General features: G+C 57.8%; 27 protein-coding genes. 24 read left to right on the top strand and 3 right to left on the bottom strand.

Features of this window, described 5'->3' with window-relative positions; genetic code table 11:
- Positions 1 to 267 precede the first annotated feature (267 nt).
- From HM1_RS01590 to HM1_RS01540, 11 genes are all read left to right on the top strand, one after another.
- Positions 268 to 1,128 (top strand): PHP domain-containing protein, encoded by an 861-nt coding sequence (locus tag HM1_RS01590; RefSeq protein WP_012281501.1) that lies wholly within the window; start codon positions 268 to 270, stop codon positions 1,126 to 1,128.
- Complete coding sequence (gene queD, locus HM1_RS01585; protein WP_012281500.1) at positions 1,116 to 1,508, top strand: 6-carboxytetrahydropterin synthase QueD; 393 nt, start codon at positions 1,116 to 1,118, stop codon at positions 1,506 to 1,508. The genes HM1_RS01590 and queD overlap by 13 nt, the downstream gene beginning before the upstream one ends.
- A 33-nt stretch (positions 1,509 to 1,541) precedes the next feature.
- The gene (locus HM1_RS01580) at positions 1,542 to 2,129 is read left to right on the top strand and encodes a hypothetical protein (RefSeq protein ID WP_012281499.1); all 588 of its coding nucleotides are present in this window, start codon (positions 1,542 to 1,544) and stop codon (positions 2,127 to 2,129) included.
- Positions 2,130 to 2,840 (top strand): YkgJ family cysteine cluster protein, encoded by a 711-nt coding sequence (locus HM1_RS01575; protein ID WP_012281498.1) that lies wholly within the window; start codon positions 2,130 to 2,132, stop codon positions 2,838 to 2,840.
- 72 nt (positions 2,841 to 2,912) lie between these two features.
- The gene (locus tag HM1_RS01570) at positions 2,913 to 3,263 is read left to right on the top strand and encodes an STAS domain-containing protein (protein ID WP_012281497.1); all 351 of its coding nucleotides are present in this window, start codon (positions 2,913 to 2,915) and stop codon (positions 3,261 to 3,263) included.
- A gap of 6 nt (positions 3,264 to 3,269) precedes the next feature.
- Positions 3,270 to 3,881: a chemotaxis protein CheC gene (locus HM1_RS01565; RefSeq protein WP_012281496.1), complete on the top strand. Its 612-nt coding sequence runs from the start codon at positions 3,270 to 3,272 to the stop codon at positions 3,879 to 3,881.
- Positions 3,882 to 3,999: 118 nt separating this feature from the next.
- Entirely contained in the window at positions 4,000 to 4,350 is a 351-nt protein-coding gene (locus tag HM1_RS14305; RefSeq protein WP_012281495.1) for an STAS domain-containing protein, read from the top strand.
- Between the two features lie 181 nt (positions 4,351 to 4,531).
- Positions 4,532 to 4,765, top strand: a complete 234-nt coding sequence (locus HM1_RS01555) for a DUF1858 domain-containing protein (RefSeq protein WP_012281493.1) — start codon at positions 4,532 to 4,534, stop codon at positions 4,763 to 4,765.
- A gap of 190 nt (positions 4,766 to 4,955) precedes the next feature.
- Positions 4,956 to 5,594: a phosphate propanoyltransferase gene (pduL, locus tag HM1_RS01550; protein WP_012281492.1), complete on the top strand. Its 639-nt coding sequence runs from the start codon at positions 4,956 to 4,958 to the stop codon at positions 5,592 to 5,594.
- Between the two features lie 177 nt (positions 5,595 to 5,771).
- Complete coding sequence (locus HM1_RS01545; protein ID WP_236995056.1) at positions 5,772 to 6,821, top strand: HD-GYP domain-containing protein; 1,050 nt, start codon at positions 5,772 to 5,774, stop codon at positions 6,819 to 6,821.
- A gap of 55 nt (positions 6,822 to 6,876) precedes the next feature.
- Entirely contained in the window at positions 6,877 to 7,731 is an 855-nt protein-coding gene (locus tag HM1_RS01540) for a YitT family protein (protein ID WP_012281490.1), read from the top strand.
- Positions 7,732 to 7,981: 250 nt separating this feature from the next.
- Here the strand turns inward: HM1_RS01540 and HM1_RS01535 are convergent, their stop codons facing one another.
- The gene (locus HM1_RS01535; protein WP_049754004.1) at positions 7,982 to 9,499 is read right to left on the bottom strand and encodes a DEAD/DEAH box helicase; all 1,518 of its coding nucleotides are present in this window, start codon (positions 9,497 to 9,499) and stop codon (positions 7,982 to 7,984) included.
- Between the two features lie 213 nt (positions 9,500 to 9,712).
- Here HM1_RS01535 and HM1_RS01530 point away from each other — a divergent pair, with 213 nt between their 5' ends.
- The 5 genes from HM1_RS01530 to HM1_RS14300 all read left to right on the top strand — a co-directional run bounded on the left by HM1_RS01530 (position 9,713) and on the right by HM1_RS14300 (position 13,204).
- Positions 9,713 to 10,075 (top strand): hypothetical protein, encoded by a 363-nt coding sequence (locus tag HM1_RS01530; RefSeq protein ID WP_012281488.1) that lies wholly within the window; start codon positions 9,713 to 9,715, stop codon positions 10,073 to 10,075.
- A 95-nt stretch (positions 10,076 to 10,170) separates the two neighbouring features.
- The gene (locus HM1_RS01525) at positions 10,171 to 10,929 is read left to right on the top strand and encodes a glycosyltransferase family 2 protein (protein ID WP_202943743.1); all 759 of its coding nucleotides are present in this window, start codon (positions 10,171 to 10,173) and stop codon (positions 10,927 to 10,929) included.
- Positions 10,910 to 11,293: a DMT family transporter gene (locus HM1_RS01520; protein WP_012281486.1), complete on the top strand. Its 384-nt coding sequence runs from the start codon at positions 10,910 to 10,912 to the stop codon at positions 11,291 to 11,293. Before HM1_RS01525 ends, HM1_RS01520 begins: the two co-directional genes overlap by 20 nt.
- Entirely contained in the window at positions 11,260 to 12,783 is a 1,524-nt protein-coding gene (locus tag HM1_RS01515; RefSeq protein ID WP_148207048.1) for an ArnT family glycosyltransferase, read from the top strand. Before HM1_RS01520 ends, HM1_RS01515 begins: the two co-directional genes overlap by 34 nt.
- Positions 12,784 to 12,814: 31 nt before the next feature.
- Positions 12,815 to 13,204: a hypothetical protein gene (locus HM1_RS14300; protein ID WP_012281484.1), complete on the top strand. Its 390-nt coding sequence runs from the start codon at positions 12,815 to 12,817 to the stop codon at positions 13,202 to 13,204.
- A 21-nt stretch (positions 13,205 to 13,225) separates the two neighbouring features.
- On the opposite strand, the gene HM1_RS01505 is transcribed toward HM1_RS14300, so the two are convergent.
- Both HM1_RS01505 and HM1_RS01500 read right to left on the bottom strand, forming a co-directional pair.
- Complete coding sequence (locus tag HM1_RS01505) at positions 13,226 to 13,591, bottom strand: sulfite exporter TauE/SafE family protein (RefSeq protein ID WP_012281483.1); 366 nt, start codon at positions 13,589 to 13,591, stop codon at positions 13,226 to 13,228.
- Entirely contained in the window at positions 13,582 to 13,947 is a 366-nt protein-coding gene (locus tag HM1_RS01500; protein WP_041313068.1) for a sulfite exporter TauE/SafE family protein, read from the bottom strand. Before HM1_RS01500 ends, HM1_RS01505 begins: the two co-directional genes overlap by 10 nt.
- A 264-nt stretch (positions 13,948 to 14,211) precedes the next feature.
- Here HM1_RS01500 and HM1_RS01495 point away from each other — a divergent pair, with 264 nt between their 5' ends.
- From HM1_RS01495 to rph, 8 genes are all read left to right on the top strand, one after another.
- Entirely contained in the window at positions 14,212 to 14,967 is a 756-nt protein-coding gene (locus tag HM1_RS01495) for a ZIP family metal transporter (protein ID WP_012281480.1), read from the top strand.
- 102 nt (positions 14,968 to 15,069) lie between these two features.
- Positions 15,070 to 15,798, top strand: a complete 729-nt coding sequence (locus HM1_RS14295; protein WP_012281479.1) for a GerMN domain-containing protein — start codon at positions 15,070 to 15,072, stop codon at positions 15,796 to 15,798.
- Positions 15,799 to 16,156: 358 nt separating this feature from the next.
- Complete coding sequence (gene murI / locus HM1_RS01485; RefSeq protein ID WP_012281477.1) at positions 16,157 to 17,011, top strand: glutamate racemase; 855 nt, start codon at positions 16,157 to 16,159, stop codon at positions 17,009 to 17,011.
- A gap of 129 nt (positions 17,012 to 17,140) precedes the next feature.
- Complete coding sequence (locus HM1_RS01480; RefSeq protein WP_012281476.1) at positions 17,141 to 18,139, top strand: 2-hydroxyacyl-CoA dehydratase family protein; 999 nt, start codon at positions 17,141 to 17,143, stop codon at positions 18,137 to 18,139.
- Between the two features lie 140 nt (positions 18,140 to 18,279).
- Positions 18,280 to 19,023 (top strand): acyl-CoA dehydratase activase, encoded by a 744-nt coding sequence (locus HM1_RS01475; protein ID WP_012281475.1) that lies wholly within the window; start codon positions 18,280 to 18,282, stop codon positions 19,021 to 19,023.
- A 213-nt stretch (positions 19,024 to 19,236) separates the two neighbouring features.
- Positions 19,237 to 20,076: a fumarate hydratase gene (locus HM1_RS01470; protein ID WP_041313064.1), complete on the top strand. Its 840-nt coding sequence runs from the start codon at positions 19,237 to 19,239 to the stop codon at positions 20,074 to 20,076.
- Between the two features lie 31 nt (positions 20,077 to 20,107).
- Complete coding sequence (locus HM1_RS01465) at positions 20,108 to 20,662, top strand: Fe-S-containing hydro-lyase (RefSeq protein WP_012281473.1); 555 nt, start codon at positions 20,108 to 20,110, stop codon at positions 20,660 to 20,662.
- Between the two features lie 59 nt (positions 20,663 to 20,721).
- The gene (gene rph / locus HM1_RS01460) at positions 20,722 to 21,453 is read left to right on the top strand and encodes a ribonuclease PH (protein WP_012281472.1); all 732 of its coding nucleotides are present in this window, start codon (positions 20,722 to 20,724) and stop codon (positions 21,451 to 21,453) included.
- Positions 21,454 to 21,551 lie beyond the last annotated feature (98 nt).

Genomic DNA, 21,551 nt, shown 5'->3' with positions numbered 1-21,551 from the left:
TTGATTCGGCAAAGGTTGCCGAAATCGGACAGGCAAAAGCAGAGCCCGCAGGGGCTCTGTTTTTTTCGCCGATCCCGGCAGGTTTTTTCACGGGACTAGCCAAATGATTAGGTGTCAAGGATGATAGTGCAGTCATTTATGTAGGAAGAGGCAGAACGACGAGGAGCGGCCAAACCGCTAAAACGGTCGATCCGCAGAGTAGGCCCTATTTCGGGATCTGCCAATCCGTAAGATGCCGATTCGCCAGATCGCAGGAAGGAGAACCGGATGAAAAAGATGGACTTGCACAGCCACTCCACCGCGTCAGACGGTTCATTGACACCGCGAGAACTGGTCGCGCTGGCCAAGCGCGAAGGGGTGGGCCTGATGGCCTTGACTGATCATGACACCGTCGATGGTGTCGCCGAGGCCCGGAAAGCGGGAGAGGAATTGGGCGTTCAGATCCTAAACGGCGTGGAATTGAGTGTCGACCATGAACACCGGGAGATGCACCTCCTTGGGTACCGTATCGATCCGGGAAATCCCGTCCTTCAGGAGGGCTTGCGGCGTCTGATCCATTACCGGGAGGAACGCAATCCGAAAATCATCGAACGGTTGCGGTCGATGGGAATTCCGATTACTATGGAAGAAGTGACACAGGAGGCGGGGAGCACTGTCATCGGTCGTCCCCATTTCGGCCGGGTGTTGGTGAAAAAGGGCGTCGTCGCCTCTGTTGATGAAGCCTTTGCCCGGTACCTGGGTAGCGGAAAGCCGGCTTATGTGCCAAAGGAGCGGCTTCTCCCCGAAGAGGGGATCGCCCTGCTGCGCCGGGCCGGGGGCATTCCTGTGCTGGCCCACCCGATTTTTTTGGCCGAACAATCTTATTCCGAATTGTTGCCGCTGTTGCAGCGCCTGAAGGCTGCCGGTCTGATGGGGATTGAAGCCTATTATCCGGAGCATTCCGTCCATGATATCCGAAAGTTCGTCCGTCTGGCAGAAGAAACGGGCCTCTATGTCACCGGTGGAAGTGATTTCCATGGCGGCGGCAAGCCATCGGCCCGCCTGGGCTGCATCCTGCCTGACGGGGGTCCCCTGCCGGAGGAGGTTCAAAAACGCATTGAGGAGTGGATCGGTCCATGTATGAACTGATCGTGCAGACCCACTTTGACGCCGCCCACTATCTCCGGGATTACCCTGGCGATTGCGCTCGGGTCCACGGTCACACCTGGCAGGTGGAAGTGACCCTGGTGGGTCGTCAACTGGACGATCTGGGAATGCTCATCGATTTTAAGGAAGTCAAAAAGGCGGTCAAGGCGATTTGCGACCAATTGGATCACCGGATGATCAATGAACACGATTATTTTCTGCAGCGCAACCCGACGGCGGAAAACCTATCCTGTTACTTCTTTCATGAACTGGCCGGCTGGCTGAAAGAAAATCACCCTCATGTCCGGGTCGGCACGGTTCGCATCTGGGAATCGCCGCGGGCGTCAATCTGCTACCGGGCCGATGACGACATTTCGGCCTGAGCGGAGGCGGAAAAATCAACCAAGGAGTCTAGCATGCTGACATACGAAGACGTTTGGGATGACCTGTTGGCCGCACTGGAGGATTCGGGGCTGGAAGCCTTTGATGTGCAGAACTTTATTGAGATGAGCACTTGTCTCCGAGAATTTCGCTGCTATTGCCAGGTCACAGGGGCGAGGGCCGGTTCGGAGATTCGGGCCGAGATCGCCTTTGTCTGGGATGCCGTCATGACGGCCCGTTCCGTCTACGGCCACGAGGCTGCGCCGCCAAGCGGCTTTCGGACATTGCCCGGCTTCCTCTCCCGCGACGGCGCCATGACCGACGCTCTCGAATTGGAGATCAAGTACTATTTTCCGGCCAAGGATTTTGAATCGGCAGGGTTTTTGACCCGGACCGTCCAGAACATCATCATGGCGATCGTCGACCACCAGAACTTTCCGGAAGTGAATTTCGAGATCTCTGTGGCTCCCGATCAGGTGGTCAATGTGCACCGCGCTTACGCCTTTTACCGTTGGCCCGTGCCGCTGAATACAGAGCGCCTCGAACTGGCGCCCCTCTGCCGTGAGATCGCCAGGGTGTTGCAAGCGCTGCACCACTCGGGCCATTTCGAGGAGTCCCTCTAGATGGCGAGAGTTGTTCTGGAACTGCGCCATTTTTCTAACGGATCCGGATATGATGTAGTTGCCTGTCACCCTGACGCGACGGTGGCTGATTACCTGGAGGCGGTCGAGGCTTTTTTTTCCAATTCGGCCTGGACGGGTCTTCGCCGGGGCCGTGATTTTGTCGGATGGGCCAACTGTGAGGGCTGTCCGAACTGCTGCCGCGAGCGGATCCCCTTGACGATCGGCGATGCGATTCGCCTGGCCCTGTCGTTGCCCGCCGTGGCTGACCGCGTCCGGGCGGCGGGGGCGCTGACGGCAGAAGACCTGCTGCAGGCTATCGATGTTTTTGGAGAGATTCACATCCAGGGAAGGGTGATGGATGTCACCCTTCGTCGAACCGAGGCCGGCTGGTGCGGCCTTTTTGACCATGCCAAACAGCGCTGTCTCCGCCACACCTTTCGCCCCCTTGTCTGCCGGACTTATTTTTGCTGTCCCGTCTCTCACCGGGCAGAGAAACTCCGTCAGCGGATACTAAACGCCGGCGAAGATGCCCTGGTTCGCCAGCTCCTCCTGTCTTCACGGGGGGTGCATTTTGCCTCGATGGGGTTGCGCTTATCGGACTACCCGCCCGGCCCTTGGAGCGATTCTGAGGGGCTTTCCCTTTGCTATGAGTCAGCGGTGCTGCTGGCGCCGTTCCTTACAGGTCTCAACCTTGCCAGAATGCCCATCTGATGGTATGCTAAAAAAAAGCAGAATGAAAAAAGATAAATAGATTTTGTTTTTTGAGAAAAGGGGATGGCGCGGGTGTTAGAGTACAGGACGCGCAAGCTCGGCTCGTGCAATATTGTTGATCTGAAAGGCGAGATCGATGGTCTCGGCCTCGAACGGTTTAAAAAGGCTTTGACGGAAGCGGTTACGGAACAATGTGAAGCCATCGTGTTGAATTTTACCGATGTGGTTTTTATCAGCAGTTCCGGTTTGGGGGCTTTGGTGGCCTACTATAAACAGCTGCAGTCGGACAACCTGCAACTGGCTGTTTTCGGGCTCAGAGACGTCATCCGGCAGGTCTTCGAAATTGTCCGACTCAACAAGGTGATCGCCATCGTCGACTCTGAAGAGGATGCCCTCGCGTTGGTGGGCGCGGCAAAGGAGTGAGGAGCCGTGGATTTTTTGAGTTTGACCCCTTTGCAAATGGATGCCCTGCGGGAAGTAGGGAACGTGGGCGCCGGCAACTCGGCGACAGCCCTCTCCCAGATGGTCCAAAAAGCGATCGACATGAAAGTCCCCTCGCTGGGGGTTGTGCCTTTTGATCACGTGGCCGATCACATGGGCGGACCGGAAACCTTGGTGGCAGGCGTCTACCTGCGGGTGGAAGGCAAGGCACCGGCTAACCTGCTCTTTGTGCTCCCCATCGATTCTGCGAAGGCGCTTGTGGATATGTTGATGGGTTTTCCTGCTGGTACCACCCAGGCGATCGGCGAGATGGAGGCATCGGCCCTCAAAGAGGTGGGGAACATCCTGGCCGGCACCTACCTCAGCGCGCTGTCCATGTTTACGCGGCTCACCTTCGAGCAGTCCGTGCCCGCCTTGGCCATCGACATGGCGGCGGCCATCATCAGCGTGGTGCTCACGTCCATCGCCGAGGTGGGCGACCATGCGCTGTTGCTGGCCACCGAGTTTATCGGCGAAGGGCAGCAGATCGCCGGGTTCTTATTCTTGATCCCGGAAGAGGGTTCCCTTGAGCTGATCCTCGGTTCCCTGGGCTTAGCCTAACCGACGAAGCGATGAATGCCCCGCCTGAACGGTGGGGCTTTTTTTCACATTCTGTGGTTTTTGCCTTCACTGACATCGTTGCGGCGAAGCGCTCGTTGCTGGAAAGGAGAGGGATGGGATGCTGCGCTACGATTCCCGGAACGTGGGAGATGTGGAGATATTGACCTTGTCCGGCTGTTTCGACGCTTCGGGGGCAGCCGCCTTTCGGGCTCATGTTGTTCAGCGCATCGAACAGGGGAAACGGAAGTTCGTCTTTGTCTTCAGCGGCGTCGACTTTATCGACTCGACCGGTCTTGGCTTTCTTGTTTCGATTTTGAAGACGACGCTCAAGCACGGGGGGCGCTTGCGGATTGCCTGCCTGGTTCCTATGATCTATGAGATTTTTGTGATGACCAAGTTGGATCAGGTCTTTGCCATCGACGAGACAGAGGAGCAGTCGCTCGAGGCGATTCAGACGACGACAATATAACCGGAAATTTCCTTGTCTCCGAGGGGGCAGACCTGGGGAGAAAGGTGGGAATACTTCTTCTGAGGCGCGATAAGAGGCGATAAAAAAGGGATTTTTGCCTCGGGGCTTTGCATGAAGGTGGAATCTGATGTATAATACCCCTCAGGGGGTACGGACAGCTCCCGTAAGGAGGTGTTGCCAGATGAAGATCACTGAAACGATGGGTATTGGTGAGTGTGTGGCCAAGTTTCCCAATACGGTGCCTGTTTTCATGAGCTTCGGCATGAGTTGCCTGGGCTGCTCGGCGGCTCGCTTTGAAAACATCGGGCAAGGCGCCAGGGCCCACGGCATCGATGTGGATAAACTGATCGAAGAACTGAACAAAGTCGTCGGCAAGGATGACGATGCCTGCGGCTGCGGCTGCAGCTGCGAATAACGGCTGGTAAAGAAGGCCCTCTGCGGAGGGTTTTTCTTTTTGCCCGGAAAGTCAGATTTTTGCCGCGATTATGATGATTGTGATGAGTTTCCCTTTGCTTGCAGGCATTCGGCCGTCTTGAGTATAATAAATACGTAGTATTTGCAGGTCTATACTCGTCGGAGTATGGGGAAGGAGAACTTGATCGTCGATGAAATACAATGTACCCGTGCAAGTACCGGTCGGTGTTTCAAATCGGCATATCCACCTTTCCCAGGCGGATCTGGAGGCTCTTTTCGGGGCCGGGTATTCGCTGACGGAGATGAAGCCGCTGAAACAGCCAGGTCAGTATGCCTGCAAAGAGGTGCTTATCGTCGCCGGACCGAAAGGGGTCATCGCGAATGTGCGCGTCTTGGGACCGACGCGCAAGCAGACCCAGGTGGAGGTTTCCCGGAGCGACGCCTTTGTGCTCGGGCTCCAACCGCCTGTACGCGATTCGGGCGATCTGGCCGGTTCCCCCGGTTGCGTTCTGATCGGTCCGAAGGGATCGGTGATCCTCAAGGAAGGCCTGATCCTTGCCTCGCGGCACCTGCACATCCACACGACGGAAGCAGAGGCGCTCAACCTGAAGGACAAGGACCGCATCACCGTCGCTTTCGGCGGCGAGCGGAGTGTTCTTTTCCAAAATGTGCTCGTTCGCGCCGGCGATGCGATGGCTCTTGAATTTCACCTGGATACTGATGAGGCCAACGCTTGCCTGCTCAAAAGCGGCGAAATGGCCTATATCATTGAGAAATGCGACCCTGAAGCGGCGGAAGCTCCGGTCGCGGCGGCGTTGGCCGCTTCTTAAGCGGCTTTGTGTTATTCTTTTCTGGGGCAAAGGTGGTTTTCGTGCTGAACGAAAACCGCTTTTCTTTTCTAAAGGGATTCCCGTTGCGATTAATTCTTTTTGTGACCCTTTCTTGTTCAGAGATTACAGTTTCTGGGCCTGTAGACCACGGTGGGGAGGAACAGAAAAGTGCGCCAGATGGGTATTGAATTTGTCACAATCGGCGATAAATTGGCCCGGCCGATTTTTACGTCCGATGGACAGGTGCTGCTCGGCAAAGGGGTTTTGTTGACGGCTGGCTACATCTCGAAACTGAAAAATCTAGGCATCTCGGCGATCTATATCGAAGATGACCGTTTTCAGGATGTGAAGGTGGAAGATGCCGTCAGTGAAGAAACCCGACGGGAGGCGCTGCAGAGCCTGAAGGATGCGACTGATTACGTCCGCTCCGGCCGCAAGATCGACGGCGCAAAGATCAAGAACTCGGTCAATTCGGTCATCGAGGACTGCTTCAACAGCCATGGTGTCCTTGTGAACCTGATGGATATGCGGACGAAGGACAACTGGCTGCTCCCCCATAGCGTTTCTGTCTGTGTGATGGCGACGATGCTCGGCATAGCCCGCAGTCTCGATCGACACCGTCTCCAGGACTTGGCCGTCGGGGCGTTGCTCCACGATGTGGGCCTGACGACGGTGCCCAAAGAGATCCTGGACAAGGGAGAGGATCGGCTCGGCAAAGAGGAGCGGGAGATCTATGAAAAGCACGCCGAAGAGGGCTTCAATATCATCCGCCGTACGGGCGAATTGAGCATCGTCGCTGCCCATGTGGCCTACCAGCACCATGAGCGCGTCGACGGCACAGGCTTTCCCCGAGGGATCCAGGATCCCGATATCCATCTGTACGGTAAGATCGTGGCGATCGTCGATCTTTACGACAAACTGATCAACGGCGCCATGGGCGCCAGGCCGCTGCCCCCCCACCAGGCTTGTGAGGTGCTGATGGGGTTGTCGGGCCGCTACTTCGATTTAAGCCTCGTCCAGCTCTTCTTGAAAAATGTGGCGACCTACCCGACGGGCATCTCAGTGCGCCTTTCCACCGGCGAGATCGGTGTCGTCGTGGACCAGAACAAGTCCATCCCCATGCGCCCTGTCGTACGGGTGCTCATGGAGCGGCACCGCTTCGTTGAGCCGAAGGAGTATGATATGATTAAGGACACGACGATTTTTATCCAGGACGTGCTGCGCTGATTGAGACGCCGCCATCCCGGGAAATCTAAACAAGGGATGGAAGGACGGAGAAGCATTGAAGAAGGATATCGGCACTTGGCTGAAGGATGTCTTGGGCATCGCCCTCGGGGGGCTGATCTTCGCCTTTGGCCTGAACTACTTCATCATCGCCAACCATTTGGCCGAGGGCGGTCTGACCGGTGTGGCTTTGACGCTGCACTACCTCTTCGGCTGGCCTGTCGGCACGACCTACCTGCTCATGAACGTCCCTCTCTTTGTCATCGGCTGGCGGGTGCTCGGCACCGAGTTTGCCCTCAAGACGGTTCTTGGCACTGCTGTCGCATCCATCGGCGTCGACCTGACTCGCGCCTTCCAATCTCCCATGCCTGGAGACCTGTTGCTGGCGTCTCTGTACGGGGGGTCGGCCATCGGCCTCGGGCTGGGGGTCATTTTTTTGTTCGGCGGATCGACAGGTGGTGGCGACATCATCGCCCGCTTGGTCAACCACCGCTGGGGCTGGCCCATGGGTCGGGTTCTCTTCCTGGTCGACGTGGTGGTGATCACCTCGGTGGGATTTATCTTCGGTCGCTCCGTCGCCATGTATACCCTGGTGGCTGTCTTCGTGGCCAGCCGGATCATCGATTTCGTCCAGGAGGGCGCTTATTCCGCCCGTGCGGCCATGATCATTTCGGAAAAATCGACGGAGATCGCTCAGCGCGTCCTTGAGGAGTTGGAACGGGGCGCCACCGTATTCAGCGCCCGCGGCGTCTACACGGATGCCGAGAAAAACGTCCTCTACTGCGTTGTCAGCCGCTCCGAATTGGTGCGGCTGAAGACGCTCGTCTACGAACTGGATCCGAGAGCTTTCATGATCGTCAATGAGGTCCATGAGGTTCTCGGCGAGGGGTTTCGCAACTGGCATTCGTCTTAAGTATATTTGTGCGGTAAACCGGGGTGTATTGGCTCCGTTCGCTAAGGGCTCTGCGGCTGTTCGCTTGGTTGCTGCGCGGGCGCGCCAAAGCTCTGGGCTTTTCTGCAGGCGCGCTTTTTCGCGTTACAACCTGCGCTCTCGACGCTGCTCCGCCCAAACCGCTCACTCCGCCAATACACCCAGCGTCTACGTTCAACTGGACAATTTTGTTTCCAGGCGAGATTGTGCAGTGTTGCGAAATCCCTATTGTTTAGAAAAAGAATAAGGGCGCCGGCACTGCTTGAAACTCCGGCGGGACAGGGGCGGCCGGGGCCGTCTCTTTTTGTTCCCGGGAGATCTCCTCTTGGAGGTCGAGGAGGTATTCGAGGGCCTGTTTCTCCAGGTTCCCTTCGACCTTTTGGCTGTAAAGGATCCGCTCGATAGGGCCGATCGTCTGGGCGAACATTTCGATTTTTTCGGAGAGCAGGCGCAGCATCTGCTCCTCGATGGTGCCTCGCGTGCTCAGGTTGTAGACATGGACGTCTCGGCTCTGTCCGAGTCGGTGGACGCGGCCGATGCGCTGTTCCACCCGCATTGGGTTCCAAGGCAGGTCGTAGTTGATCACCTGACTGCAAAATTGCAGGTTGATCCCCTCGCCGCCTGACTCTGTCGAGATCAACACGGGCACGTCACTTTTTTGAAACTGGTGCTGGGTCATCGCCCTGGTCCAGCGGCCCAAGCCGCCGTGGTAGACGAGAACGGGGATGCCCGCCGCTTGCAGGTGCAGGGATAGATAGTCCATCGTCTGAAAGTACTCGGTGAAGATGACCACCTTTTCTCGGTTCTGCTTGAGGAATTCGGTGACCACGTGGCCTTTGGCGTTCTGGCGGATCCTGCGGGCCAGGGGGACCAGTTCCTCCAATCCCATCTGCTCGATAGTGCCGAGGGCGGCGAATGAGCTGGAACAGATCTCGCGGAGCAGGATGAGCAGGCTGAGGGTGCTCTTGCGGTTCTTTTTCCGTCGTCGGAATTCGCCGCGCAGGTACTGGATGACGGCGTTGTAGAGCTCCCGCTCCGGCTCGGTCAGGTCGATGGGGAGCAGGTGAACATGCCGCTTGGGCAGTTTGACAGCGCACGTCTCCCGGTGGTGGCGGATGAGGACGCCCGAGAGGATCTCTTGCAGTTCCCGGGGGTCTTTCGGTTCCCGTTTGCCCCGGAGGAAGGCCGACTGGAAGTCGGCAAAGTTGCCGAAATAGCCGGGTCGGAGCAGGTCGACCAGGTGAAAGAGTTCCTTCAGGTCGTTCTGTACCGGTGTTGCCGTCAGCAGCAGCAGGTTTTTGCTGTTGATGGTGCGGGCAAACTGATAGTTGCTGGAACGCGGGTTTTTCAACCGGTGGGCCTCGTCGATAATGACGGCGTCATAAGGGATCTGGCGGATGATGTCGGCGTGGGGCGACCGTTTCGCCAGATCGATAGAGGCGACGACGAAGGGATGCCAGTGCCAGCCGTACTCCCGCTTGTTGACCCAGCAGGGGAAGCCGAATTTGTTGCGCATCTCGCTGGCCCATTGACCGGTGAGGTTTTTGGGGGTGAGGATGAGCGTTTTATTCAACTGGCCGCGCAGTTGCAGTTCTTTTAAAAAGATGCCTGCTTCGATCGTTTTGCCTAAACCCACTTCGTCGGCCAGGATCGCCCGACCGCCCATGGGATAGAGGGCTCTCCAGGCGGCGTCGATCTGGTGGGGAAGGGGCTCAAACGCTAACTGGCTGAGACAGGTGATCCGGCCCAAAGCTGTCTTCCTCCCAGGCGACGATCCAGATAATGCCGTTTTCGTGTCGGTCACTGATCTTTTGAAGGGTTTTTTCCGATAATTGACGATGATCAACCTCGATCGCTTGTTATTGTGTGGAAACGACCTGTTCTTATCCTGGAAATTTTTCAGAAATATGTACATACTACATGTGGTGGTGAATGAGGTCGAATAAGGAGGAGGGATGCCCCTTTGGGTTATACCTTTGAGTTCACCTGGGTCCTGCGGCTGCCGGTGGAGGAACTCCCGAAGGAACCGTCTCAAAGCCCTGGCGAGCAACTGCTCTGGAGACGCACCCACGGCAACATCATCCTCGGTTTTACTCGGGAAGGCGGGCGCATGTATCCTGTCGGCATGCCTGTGTTGATCGTGACGAACCGCGAGGAAACGATCGGCATCGGCCGCATTCAGCGCTGCGAGATCCATGCCTTGCCCAACGGGAAACAGACGACGGTGGTCGAGTTTTCGATCACCCGTAAGTTTCATGAGGAAGAGAGGCGCATTGTTTCCGGGGTGTTCAAGGAAATGTATGGCTATCTCCCCGAGGGATTGTAGGTTCCGATGCAGTTGAGGAATTACGAAGTTGCTGCGGTTGTGGATCGATTCGAAAGAGTCATAGAAAAGTCTCCGATTTGATTCGAAGGAGGGCGTTGGCCCTGTTTGTGCTCTTGCCCGCTTACAATGAAGCAGCTGCGCTGCCCAGGCTGTTGGAGAAGTTTATGCCTCTGCAGGCGCGCTATCCTAAACTGCAGATTGTTGTGGTCGACGACGGGTCCGCTGATGAGACGGCAGAGGTGGCAGAAGGGTTTGCAGATCGGTTGGCTGTGACAGTCGTCCGGCATAGGCGGAACTGCGGACTGGGCTGCGCGATGAACACAGGCCTCCGCTATGTTTGCAGCCACGGCGCCGCCGATGATGTGGTCGTCACCATGGACGCTGACGACACCCATGACCCCGGCCTCATCCCTGAGATGTTGGATAAGATCAACAGGGGCGCCGATGTGGTGATCGCGTCCAGATACCAGGAGGGAGGCGAGCAGGTGGGCCTGTCACCGTTGCGCCGCATCCTCTCCTGGGGGGCGTCGACGCTGCTCGGCTGGATCTTCGGTATCGACGGCGTTCGGGACTATTCGTCCGGTTACCGGGCCTATCGCATCGGCGTGTTACGGCACGCCTTTGAACGGTTCGGAGAAAATTTTATCGAGGCCAGTGGCTTTCAATGCATGGCCGAGATATTATTGAAGATGAGGATGTTGAATCTGCGCTTTGCCGAGGTGCCTCTGGTGCTCCGTTATGACCGCAAAGCCGGGCAGAGCAAGATGCCGGTGCTGGAAACGGTGCTGCAGTATTTCTTCCTGGCCCGGAAGGTGTCGAGGTGGGAGGTTTTGCATGAAGAACGGCTTGGGTGAGGGGATCTATCTGATCCTGCTGGCAGTCGCCCTTGGAGCGGTCGGACAGGTGCTGCTCAAGATGGGCGCCAATCGGCTCGATATCCGGACGGGACCGATCCTCGAAGTGGCGCCGCAGGTGATCGTGCAGATGCTGAAAAACCCCCTCCTTCTGGGGGGGCTTTTGGTTTTCGGCGTCAGTTCATTGCTCTGGATCGTCTCGGTGTCGAAGGTGCAACTCAGCCTGGCCTATCCCTTGGTCAGTCTGGGGTACGTGATCGTCCTCTTTGCTTCCTGGGCTTTCCTGGGTGAGCCGGTGAACATGATTCGAATCGGCGGGGTGCTGGTGATTTGTTTCGGCGTCGTCATGGTCGCACAGAGTTGATGGGGAATCGCCGCAGCGCCTGGCGGGGTTTCGCGCCATGGGCGCTGGTCGCCGTCTGCCTGATCGGTCTGCTGCTACGGCTCAAGGGGCTCGATTCGCCCTTTGTCGATTTCCATGGCTGGCGCCAGGGCGATACGGCTGCCGTGGCCCGCTACTTTTATGAGCGGGAGTTCAATCTCCTGCGTCCCCAGCTGCCCTATTACGGCGCGCCGCCCAACTATGCCGAACTGGAGTTTTCGCTGGTTCCCGCGATCGCGGCGGGGTTGTATTACATATTCGGGGAAGCGTCTTGGGTGGCTCGAACGGTGATCATCCTCTTTTCCCTCTGGTCGCTAGTGTCTGTCTATCGGATCGGTGCCCATTTCTGGGGGCTCTGGCCGGGGCTGGTCGCCGCCTTGACCATGGCCGTCCAACCCTTCTATGTCTACTTCTCCCGTTCCTTTCAGCCGGATGTGCCCATGCTCGCCTTGTCGCTGGCCGCTCTCGCCGATTTCCTCGCTTGGTCCAGGGAGGGTTCGCGCGCTCATGCCTGGCGAGGGTGCCTCTGGCTGACCTTGGCCGTGCTCGTCAAGCCGCCGGCGGCGATCGCCTATCTGCCCCTCTCCCTTTGGTGGTGGTCCGCCTATCGTTCGGGACAGGCTGGTAGCTTTGTGGTGGGACTGGCTTACCTGATCGCGCCCCTTGCGGCGCTGCTGATTTATCTCCAGTCCATCCACGGGATCGCCGAGCATCCCTTCGTCTCTGGAATCGCCCTTTCCTTTATGGAACGGTTCTGGCAGGAGGGGATCCCGGTGGACTGGTACGGCGATGTAGGACGCGGGATTTTTTTCTTTGTCTGTACGCCTGTTTTCGTGTTGCCCGCCTTGTTGGGCTGCTTGCGCGGTCTTTTTTCCAAGGAACGACGCTGGATCGTTGCCTGGTTGGCTGGGGTGGCAGCCTTTTTCCTGCTGGCTGGCAGCCATGTGCTGAATAATCTCCAGTATTATTTCCTTCCCGCCGTTCCCTTGGCAGCGCTTTTTGTCGGTCTATCGACGGAGTGGTTGACGGTCAGTCGAAGGGGTTTGCTCCGCCGCGCCACCGCCGCCAGCTTGGCGCTGCTCGTCCTGGTCGGAGGAGCTTTCCTGGTTTCTGCCTCCTTCCAGCGCCTGTTGCCGGAACGATGGCTGCGCTACCAGCCTTGGACGTATGAACGCTGGTATCAGTTGGACGATAAGGTGCTGAAGGTAGGCCGGGCGCTGGAACAGATCACTCCGGCAGAGGCGTTGCTCCTTATCGCTGAGGAAACTCCGCGCAGCCTTTTTTACAGCCGTCGCTTCGGCTGGTTTATCCCTCCGGAGGAGTGTAGTGCTGAGTACCTGGCAGGGGTCCGTGCTGAAGGGGCGGCCTATCTGGTCTGGCCCTATGAAAAACCGCCGACTCACCTCGGTGGGCTGACGGGCGAGTGGCATCCCGAGGGGTTTTGGCTCTTTGACCTGGGGAAAATGTTTTAAGCCTGTTCTTGCGTGAAAGGGGAGGGTACTCATGGCGGATGAGCGGATTTTACAGGAATTTAAGTCTTTGCAGGATGGACAGGCCCAACTGACACAAATGGTGGCCGATCTGGTTCGGATCGTGGGGAATATCAATGCTGCCGTCGAGGAACTGCGGCAGGATGTTGACTTCATGAAACAGGAAATGGGCGTTATGCGTCAGGATATCGATGCGTTACGTCGGGATATCGACGCGCTGCGGCAGGATATGAATGTGATGCGGCGAGATATAGACAGTTTGAAAGTCATCGCCGTCCAAACGCAAGCGTCTATCGATGATATTCGCGAGACACAGGAAGACCGGGGAAATCTATTGGATCTGCTTGCGTTGAGGGTGAGCCATCAAGAAGCGAAGCTCCTTGGCATGTCCAAAAAGAGATAAAAAACAGGTCTTTTGCCGCTATTAGGACTTTTTAGGTTTCGATACAATCTCATACCCGCCCATCGCCACCAGGAAGAGGCCGAAGATCTTCCGCAGGAGGGGACCGGGCAGGTGGGCGGCCAGCAGCGCGCCGCCGATGGCGCCGCTGATCGCGCCCAAGGCGAGCAGGAAAGCCAGTTTTGGCCGCACATTGCCGTTCTTGAAATGGGTTGCCAGCGCGACAGCGGAGACGGGAAGAAAAGTGGTCAACGCCAGCGCCTGGGCTTGGTGCTGTGGCACATCGAGCACCAGGATCAGGGCAGGGACGAGCAGTGTGCCGCCGCCGACGGCAAGACCGCTGAGGATGCCGCTGAAAAAGCCGATGACCGACAGGCTGATCATCTCCATAGCAGCCGCACCCCAGCCGCGATCATGACGATGCCGAGCAACTGGCGCAGGCGTTCGGGGGAAAGGCGGTTCATCAGCCGCGCGCCCAGATAGGCGCCGGCCACCCCTGTCAGCACGATGGGCCAGAAGAGCGACCAGGAAAGATGGCCCTTCCACCAGTAGACGAAGGCGCTGGCCACGGAGGTTGGCAGAATGACGGCGAGCGAAGTCCCATGGGCCTGGTGCTGGGCGACGCCGAGCAGAAAGACCATGGTAGGGATGACGATCGTCCCGCCGCCGATGCCGATGAGACCGTTGATGAGACCGGTCGACAATCCGGACAGGATCAGGATGATCTTCGTGCGGCTGTTGCTCAGGTGAAAAATGGCAGACGACCTCCGCCTTCAGTTTGCCCCGCCGGAATCTCGATTATGGTGCTTTTTTTCACCGCAAAATGCCTTCAACACCTGTCGCCATGCGGTAAACAGAAAACTCCCTTTATGCGCATCCCTCTGGGAGGCTTTTTTTTTGTGGTGCCGTGCTGTTCTTTCCGCTATGGGCGTTGATTATAATCAAAAATGAAAATCGGTTGCGATCGTCGTTGATGAAGAGGGCGAGGCAGAGGGAAGGACGAAAAGGGTATGGAAGACCTTTTCCCAACAATGATCTGGCCCATGTTGGCGATCAGCCTGATCGCGGGCTTGGCCACCACGGCCGGCGCCTTGTGCCTGTTGATGCTGGGCTCGCTGGGAGCGCGGACCCTGAGCGCGCTCCTCGGCTTTGCCGCTGGGGTCATGGTCAGCGTCGTTGTGCTGGATCTGCTTCCAACAGCCTGGAATTGGGGAGGCCCCTGGTCGGTTCTCACCGGCTTTTGCCTGGGTGCGCTGCTCATCGCGCTTTGTGACGTAGTTTTGACCCAGTTTGCCCTTGCATCGAAGCGGGGGAGACAAGCGGGACCCTTGCGCAAGATGGGCTATCTCATCGCCCTAGGCATCTCCTTGCACGACTTTCCCGAGGGTATCGCCATCGCCGCCGGAACGGCGGCAGAGCACCACCTCGGCTGGGTCGTGACGTTGGCCATCGGTTTGCATAACATCCCCGAAGGGGTCGCTACGGCGGCGCCGCTGCGCATGAGCGGCATGGCGCCCTGGAAAATCATTGGGCTCACCATGGTCATGGCTTTTTTTACCCCCTTGGGCACCCTGCTCGGATTCGGCCTCTTGGCGCTGTCGACGAAGTCGCTCGCCCAGTTGCTCGCCTTGGCCGGGGGCGCCATGGCCTATCTGGTCTGGGACGAATTGTGGCCGGAAGCGAGCAAGCGCTCGCCTCGCTGGGCTATCACCGGCGCGATTGTGGGGGCGCTGGGCATGGCTGCCCTCTCGGGAATGCATCACTAAGAAGCGAAGCGACGGCTGCGTTGATTTGAAAAAAATGGAATATCCATCTGACCTTGTCCATATCTATGGATCAGAAAATGAATGAATGAGGAGGATCAACAGATGGACAGGGAGCGCAGCTGGTCGGCCGGCATAATCCTTGTGGTGACGGCCCTCGTTATCGCCTTCGGTCTGGGCGGATGCTCGGCCGTCGATCGCTTCATCTCTATGAAGGACGATTTTAAAGCCAAGGAGACGGGCGCCGCGAAACAGGAACAGTTGGGAAAAAACGAACAGCCTGTAACGCAGGGACAGGCGCTGCCGGTTGACGGGCAAGCCACGGTGGATCCTCCTCCCGGGCCGGAACAGGCAATCATGCTCTATTTCGCCGACGCCAAGGGACAGAATCTGGTCGTAGAAAGACGGTCGATTCCTAAAACGGGGAGCATCGCCAAGGCGGCGGTGAACGAACTGATCAAGGGCCCTAGCATCCATTCGGGCGCCCTGCCCACAATCCCCACGGGGACGCGGCTGATCGATATCAATATCAAGGATGGGCTCTGCACGGTCAACCTGAGCAAGGAACTGCAAAAGAACCATCAGGGAGGGTCGGCCAGTGAAGCCTTGACGGTGTACTCCATCGTCAACACGCTGACCCAGTTTCAGGCAATCCAGAAGGTGCAGCTCCTCGTAGAAGGGAAAAAGATTGAGACGCTGGCCGGCCATATGGACGTTTCCCAGGCGATGGCAAGGAAAAACTCGATGATCGCCAAGGAGGGGGAAACAGCGCAGAAGGCTTCCGGCGAGACGCAAAAGGGCGGCGCCGATGAGGCAGAGAAGAAAAATCATTAAAAGATACTCGGAAAAAACGTTCGGCCTCTCGCAGCGCCGGGCGTTTTTCCTATTTTCATCAAATGAGAAGCTGCAACCAAGGGGACCTATGTCTGGAGAAAGTTCTCAGACAATGGCGCAAAGGCTGGGCAGGGGGGTGAAAACGTTTTACAATACGGGAAGAGGACTGCGCACCAAAGATGGTGTTGGCAGTACATCCAGCGCTGCGGGAGCGGTGGACATGGTGTGCTTTTTTGAAAAACCTGAGCGAGGGAGAACCTTTCTTTTCAGCGGGAATATTCTATGTTATGGTTTAAAGGTCTGCTGATTGCGGGAAGATGCAGGGCTCTGTCGCCATGTTCGGCTGGGAGTGAGAAAGTTGCAACGTTGCCAACCGATTGGCATATTTGACTCGGGTGTCGGCGGTTTGACTGTGGCACGTGAAGTGTTTCGCCAAATGCCGGGGGAAGAGATCCTCTATTTTGCGGACACGGCCCATGTCCCCTACGGTCCTCGCCCTGCTTCGGAATTGATCCGATTTGCCCTGGAGATCACCGACTTTCTGGTTGCCGAAGGGGCGAAGTTGATCCTTGTCGCCTGCAATACGAGCTCTTCTTTGGCGCTTGATATCATCCGGGAGCGCCACAAGGTGCCTGTTGTCGGTGTCGTCGACCCCGGCGCGGAAGAAGCTGTTCGGCTTAGCCGGAACGGGCGGATCGGGGTGTTGGCGACGGAAGCGACCATCCGCAAAGGGGCGCACAGCCGGCGGGTGGGGGAATTAAACAGCGCCATGCAGGTCTTCGGTCAGGCTTGTCCCAGATTCGTCCCTCTCGTCGAGTCGGGGCGTTATAGCGGCGATGAGGCGCGGGCGGCGTCTAAACAGTACCTGGCGCCGTTGATCGAAGCCGGTGTCGATACCATCGTGCTGGGCTGCACCCATTACCCCTTTTTGGAACCGGTCATCCGGGAAGTGATCGGGGAGAAGATCACCTTGATCGATCCGGCTTGCCAGACCGTGGCACAGGGAAAGGCGCTGATGGAAAGGGGAATCATCCCCTTCCGGGATCCCCGGGGTCCAAAGCCTCGCCACCGTTTTTACGTCAGCGGTGATCCGGTGTCTTTTGCCCGGGTGGGCGGCGCTCTCCTCGGCGTTCCGCTGGATAACGACACCCGGCAGGTATGCCTCGACGGCATCTTGGAGAGGGAATGGAACCAGAAAGTGGTCTTCGCATGAAGTGGCTTTTTACCTGAAGTACGTTACGTCTGACCTGGTCTTTCCTTCGCTCCCGGCCTGTGCGCCGGGTCTCTCTTTGTCAACGATGTTTTCGCTCAACAAGGCGGAACAAACAGGTAGGTGGCGCCGATGGCGGACAAAATAGGATTGACGACAACGATCCCCGTAGAGATCGTCTATGCCGCCGGAAAAATCCCGGTGGACTTGAATAACCTCTTTATCACCTGCGACGCGCCGGGCCGGTTGGTCGACCGGGCGGAACAAGCCGGCTACCCGCGCAACATCTGCGGCTGGATCAAAGGCCTTTATACGACGCTGCTCGAACAGGAGAGCCTGCGGCAGGTCATCGCCGTCACCCAGGGAGATTGCTCCAATACCCATGCCTTGATGGAGACATGGCAGGTGGCCGGTGTGGCGGTGATCCCTTTTGCCTTTCCCTACGACCGCGACGCCGATCTCTTGCGTCTGCAGATGGAGAAATTGATGCAGCTGTTGGGCGCTGATTGGGAAGCAGTGGGCCGTTGGAAAAAGCGGCTCGATCAGGTACGGAAAAAAGCCCATGAAATCGACCGGCTCACCTGGGAAGCAGGTGTCGTCGACGGTCAGACGAATCATCTCGCCCTTGTCGGCTGTTCTGATTTCAACGGCGATCCTGACGCCTACGAAGCGTATTTGGACGGGATTATCGCGGAGGCCGCGCGGAATTCGACACAAGGGTTGGCCGGCGATCGGCAGGCGGTTCGACTGGCCTACGTGGGGGTTCCCCCGATCGTCTCCGATTTGTACTCCTATGTAGAAAGCATGGGCGCGCGGGTGGTCTTCAACGAGGTTCAGCGGCAATTCGCCATGCCCTTTGATGAGGACGATATCATCGAGCAGTATCGTCGCTACACCTATCCTTATTCGATTTTCGACCGGATCGACGATATCAACCGGGAGGTAGCGCGGCGGCGCGTTGACGGGATCATCCATTACACGCAGAGCTTCTGCTATCGGCAGATCGAGGATATCATCCTTCGCCAGCGCACGGCAGTGCCGGTGTTGACCCTGGAGGGGGACCGTCCGGGGCCGTTGGATGCGCGGAGCCGGATGAGGATTGACGCTTTTCTGGACATGCTCGCGAGGTAGCGCCCGCTGGAATCGCCCTGGAGCGGCCTAGTTGCTACTTAGGCTTAGGGCGCGTGCTGCATACGCCTGCGGGGTTTACGGTTGCACCGGTTAGACCACCGATTGGCGGTACTACTTACACATCAGGGGGCGAAGACTTCGTGAAGATTGGACTCGACCTCGGCAGCCGCTATGTAAAGGCCGTTTTTATGGAGGATGGACGGCTTGTTGATTACCGCTGTTACGACACCCTTGCCTTTTACCGTGAATATGGCCGCAAGGTTGACGGCGAGCTGGTCGTCGACTATGAGCGGCTCGGTTGGCCTACGGGTGCGGCCATCACGTCGACAGGGTACGGGCGGAATCTGGTCAAGCTTGCCGGGGGGCAGGTGATTCCTGAGTTGCGGGCGCATACGCGGGGGGCGATCTTTCAGACGGGGCTCTCTGATTTTACGCTCCTCGACTTGGGCGGTCAGGACAGCAAGGTGATCAAGGTGGCGGGAGGGCGCATGGTCGACTTTCGCACCAATGACAAGTGCGCCGCCTCATCTGGACGTTACCTGGAGAACATGGCGGCGGTGCTGGCGATGGATGTGGCGGCGCTCGGCGAGTGCCGGGATGAGCCGGTGGAGCTGTCCTCCACCTGCGCCGTTTTCGGCGAGTCGGAACTGATCGGTCAGATCATTGAAGGCCACCCCATTGAGCACCTGGCGGCGGGGGTGAACCGCACCATCGTCAAGCGTGTCGAGCCGATGCTGCGGGAACTGTACAGCCCGGTCGTCGTCTTTACCGGCGGCGTTGCCCGCAACCAGGCGATCCGCGCCATGCTGGAGGATGCTCTCCCTGTACAGGTCATTCTTCCCGCCTATCCTCAACTGAACGGGGCCATCGGTTGCGCTGTGTGAAATTTTTCACGTAAAATCTCGCAATGAGGCAGGTTTTTCGCACTGCCTGTTGAATCATATGGGTTGGGCTCGATTTTCGAACTTCGAACAGGATTTCGGCTACCGGTCAGTTAAAAATTGCTTCGGGTCAGCATTGAAACTGTCCCATCTCGGGACAGTTTCATTTATACAACAGCAAATCATAAAAAGATCAATCAAAGGAGGATGCCTGGATTGCGTACTATCACATTTGAACAGATCGCTTCGGCTGTGGAAGGGCTGTGCATCAAAGCCAACACCCAGATTGGCGCCGATGTGAAAGAAGCGCTGGAGAAGGCCCACGCGGCGGAAGAATCGCCTCTGGGCAAGACCATCATCGGTCACATCATGGAGAACAACGCCATCGCCGAAAATGAAATGGTGCCCATCTGTCAGGACACGGGCATGACTGTCGTCTTTGTCACCATCGGCCAAGAAGTCTTCGTCGAAGGCGGCCTCACTGACGCCATCAATGAAGGTGTGCGCCGCGGCTATGAAAAGGGCTACCTGCGCAAGTCTGTCGTCAAGGATCCCTTGATCCGCGTGAACACGGGTGATAACACGCCGGCCGTCATCCATTATGACATCGTTCCCGGGGACAAGCTGCACATCATGGTCGCTCCGAAAGGGTTCGGCAGTGAGAACATGAGCCAACTGAAGATGTTCAAACCGGCAGACGGCGTCGAGGCGATCAAAAAGTTCGTCATCGAGGCTGTCGAGAAGGCCGGTCCCAACCCCTGCCCGCCCATCGTCGTCGGCGTCGGTATCGGCGGCACCATGGAAAAAGCTTCTTTCCTGGCCAAGAAAGCCCTTCTTCGCCATATCGGCCATCACAGCGATAAGGCGCACATCGCCGCCTTGGAAAAAGAACTGCTCGAGAAGATCAACAACCTCGGCATCGGACCCCAGGGTCTCGGCGGTCGCACGACAGCGCTGGCAGTCAACGTAGAAACCTACCCGACCCACATTGCCGGGCTGCCCTGCGCCGTCAACATCAACTGCCATGTGGCTCGTCACAGCGAAACGGAACTGTAGACCGGCATAGAAGGGAAGGAGAGTTGGAATCATGAAAGCTGTACGGTTGACAACACCGTTGACGCAGGAGGTTCTGCGCCAACTGAAGGCCGGCGATACGGTTCTGATCAGCGGCACCATCTACACCGGCCGCGACGCCGCCCACAAACGCCTGGTAGAAACCCTTGACCGTGGGGAAGATCTGCCGTTTAATGTAAAGGACGCCGTCATTTACTTCGTCGGTCCCTGTCCGGCCAAGCCGGGTCAGGTGATCGGCTCCGCCGGCCCCACCTCGTCCTATCGGATGGACACCTACTCGCCCCGGTTGATCGAGCAGGGCCTGACCGGCATGATCGGCAAAGGGTTGCGGGGACCGGCTGTCGTTGACGCCATGAAAAAGCACGGCTGTGTCTACTTTGTCGCCATTGGCGGCGCCGGCGCGCTGATGGCCCGCTCCATCAAGGAAGCGAAGGTCATCGCCTATGACGACCTCGGCACTGAAGCCGTACGCGAACTGGTCGTCGAAGATTTCCCTGTCATCGTCTGCATCGATGCCGAAGGCAATAACCTCTACGAACAAGGGCGGGCTCAGTACCAGCGGGCTTAACCACCTCCCGGCGCGACCGGTGGTGGCAATCCGCTCGTCGCCCGGAGAGGAGTTTTTCAATGGAACGTGTTGATGGACGCCAGGCCGATCAACTGCGTCCGGTTCAGATCCAGCGGCAGTACCTGATCCACCCTGAAGGTTCCGTGTTGATCACCGTCGGCAACACGAAGGTGATCTGCACAGCGACGGTGGAGGAGAAGGTGCCGCCCTTTCAAAAAGGCTCCGGCAAAGGCTGGGTGACAGCCGAGTACGGCATGCTCCCGCGGGCGACAGGAACCCGCACCCAGCGGGAGGTCACCCGCGGCAAAGCGACTGGCCGAACCATGGAGATCCAGCGGCTGATCGGGCGGGCGCTCCGCTCTGTCGTCGACCTGCAGCGGCTCGGTGAGCGCACCATCTGGATCGACTGTGATGTTATCCAGGCTGATGGCGGCACGCGAACCGCCTCGATCACTGGCGCCTTCGTCGCCCTCAAGGATGCCTGCCGCAGACTGCTGAAGAATAAGCAGATTCAAAAAGACCCCATCATCGAGGCGCTGGCCGCTGTCAGCGTCGGCAAGGTAGCAGGAGAACTCCTGCTGGACCTGGCCTACGAGGAAGACGCAAAGGCCGAGGTGGACATGAACGTGGTCATGACCGCTGGGGGGCGCTTCGTCGAGTTGCAAGGCACAGCCGAGGGGACGCCCTTTGGCCGCGATGAATTGGACGCCATGCTCCGATTGGCGGAAAAAGGCATCTGTGAATTGATAGAGGCGCAGAATCAGGCGTTAGCGGAGTCTGCCCAGGCGTAGTCGATTCGAATCATTATCGGTAGGCGACTGTAGAACGGGTGAAACGTCGCACTGCCCAACAAGCCCTTATGCCCAAAAGAGCCGGCGCCTTGCCGGCT

Origin of the sequence: Heliomicrobium modesticaldum Ice1 (assembly GCF_000019165.1) — a bacterium.
GTDB classification, from domain to species: Bacteria; Bacillota; Desulfitobacteriia; order Heliobacteriales; family Heliobacteriaceae; genus Heliomicrobium; species Heliomicrobium modesticaldum.
The sequence above is the reverse complement of the archived record's forward strand: the minus strand, read 5'-3'. Positions and strand labels throughout refer to the sequence as shown.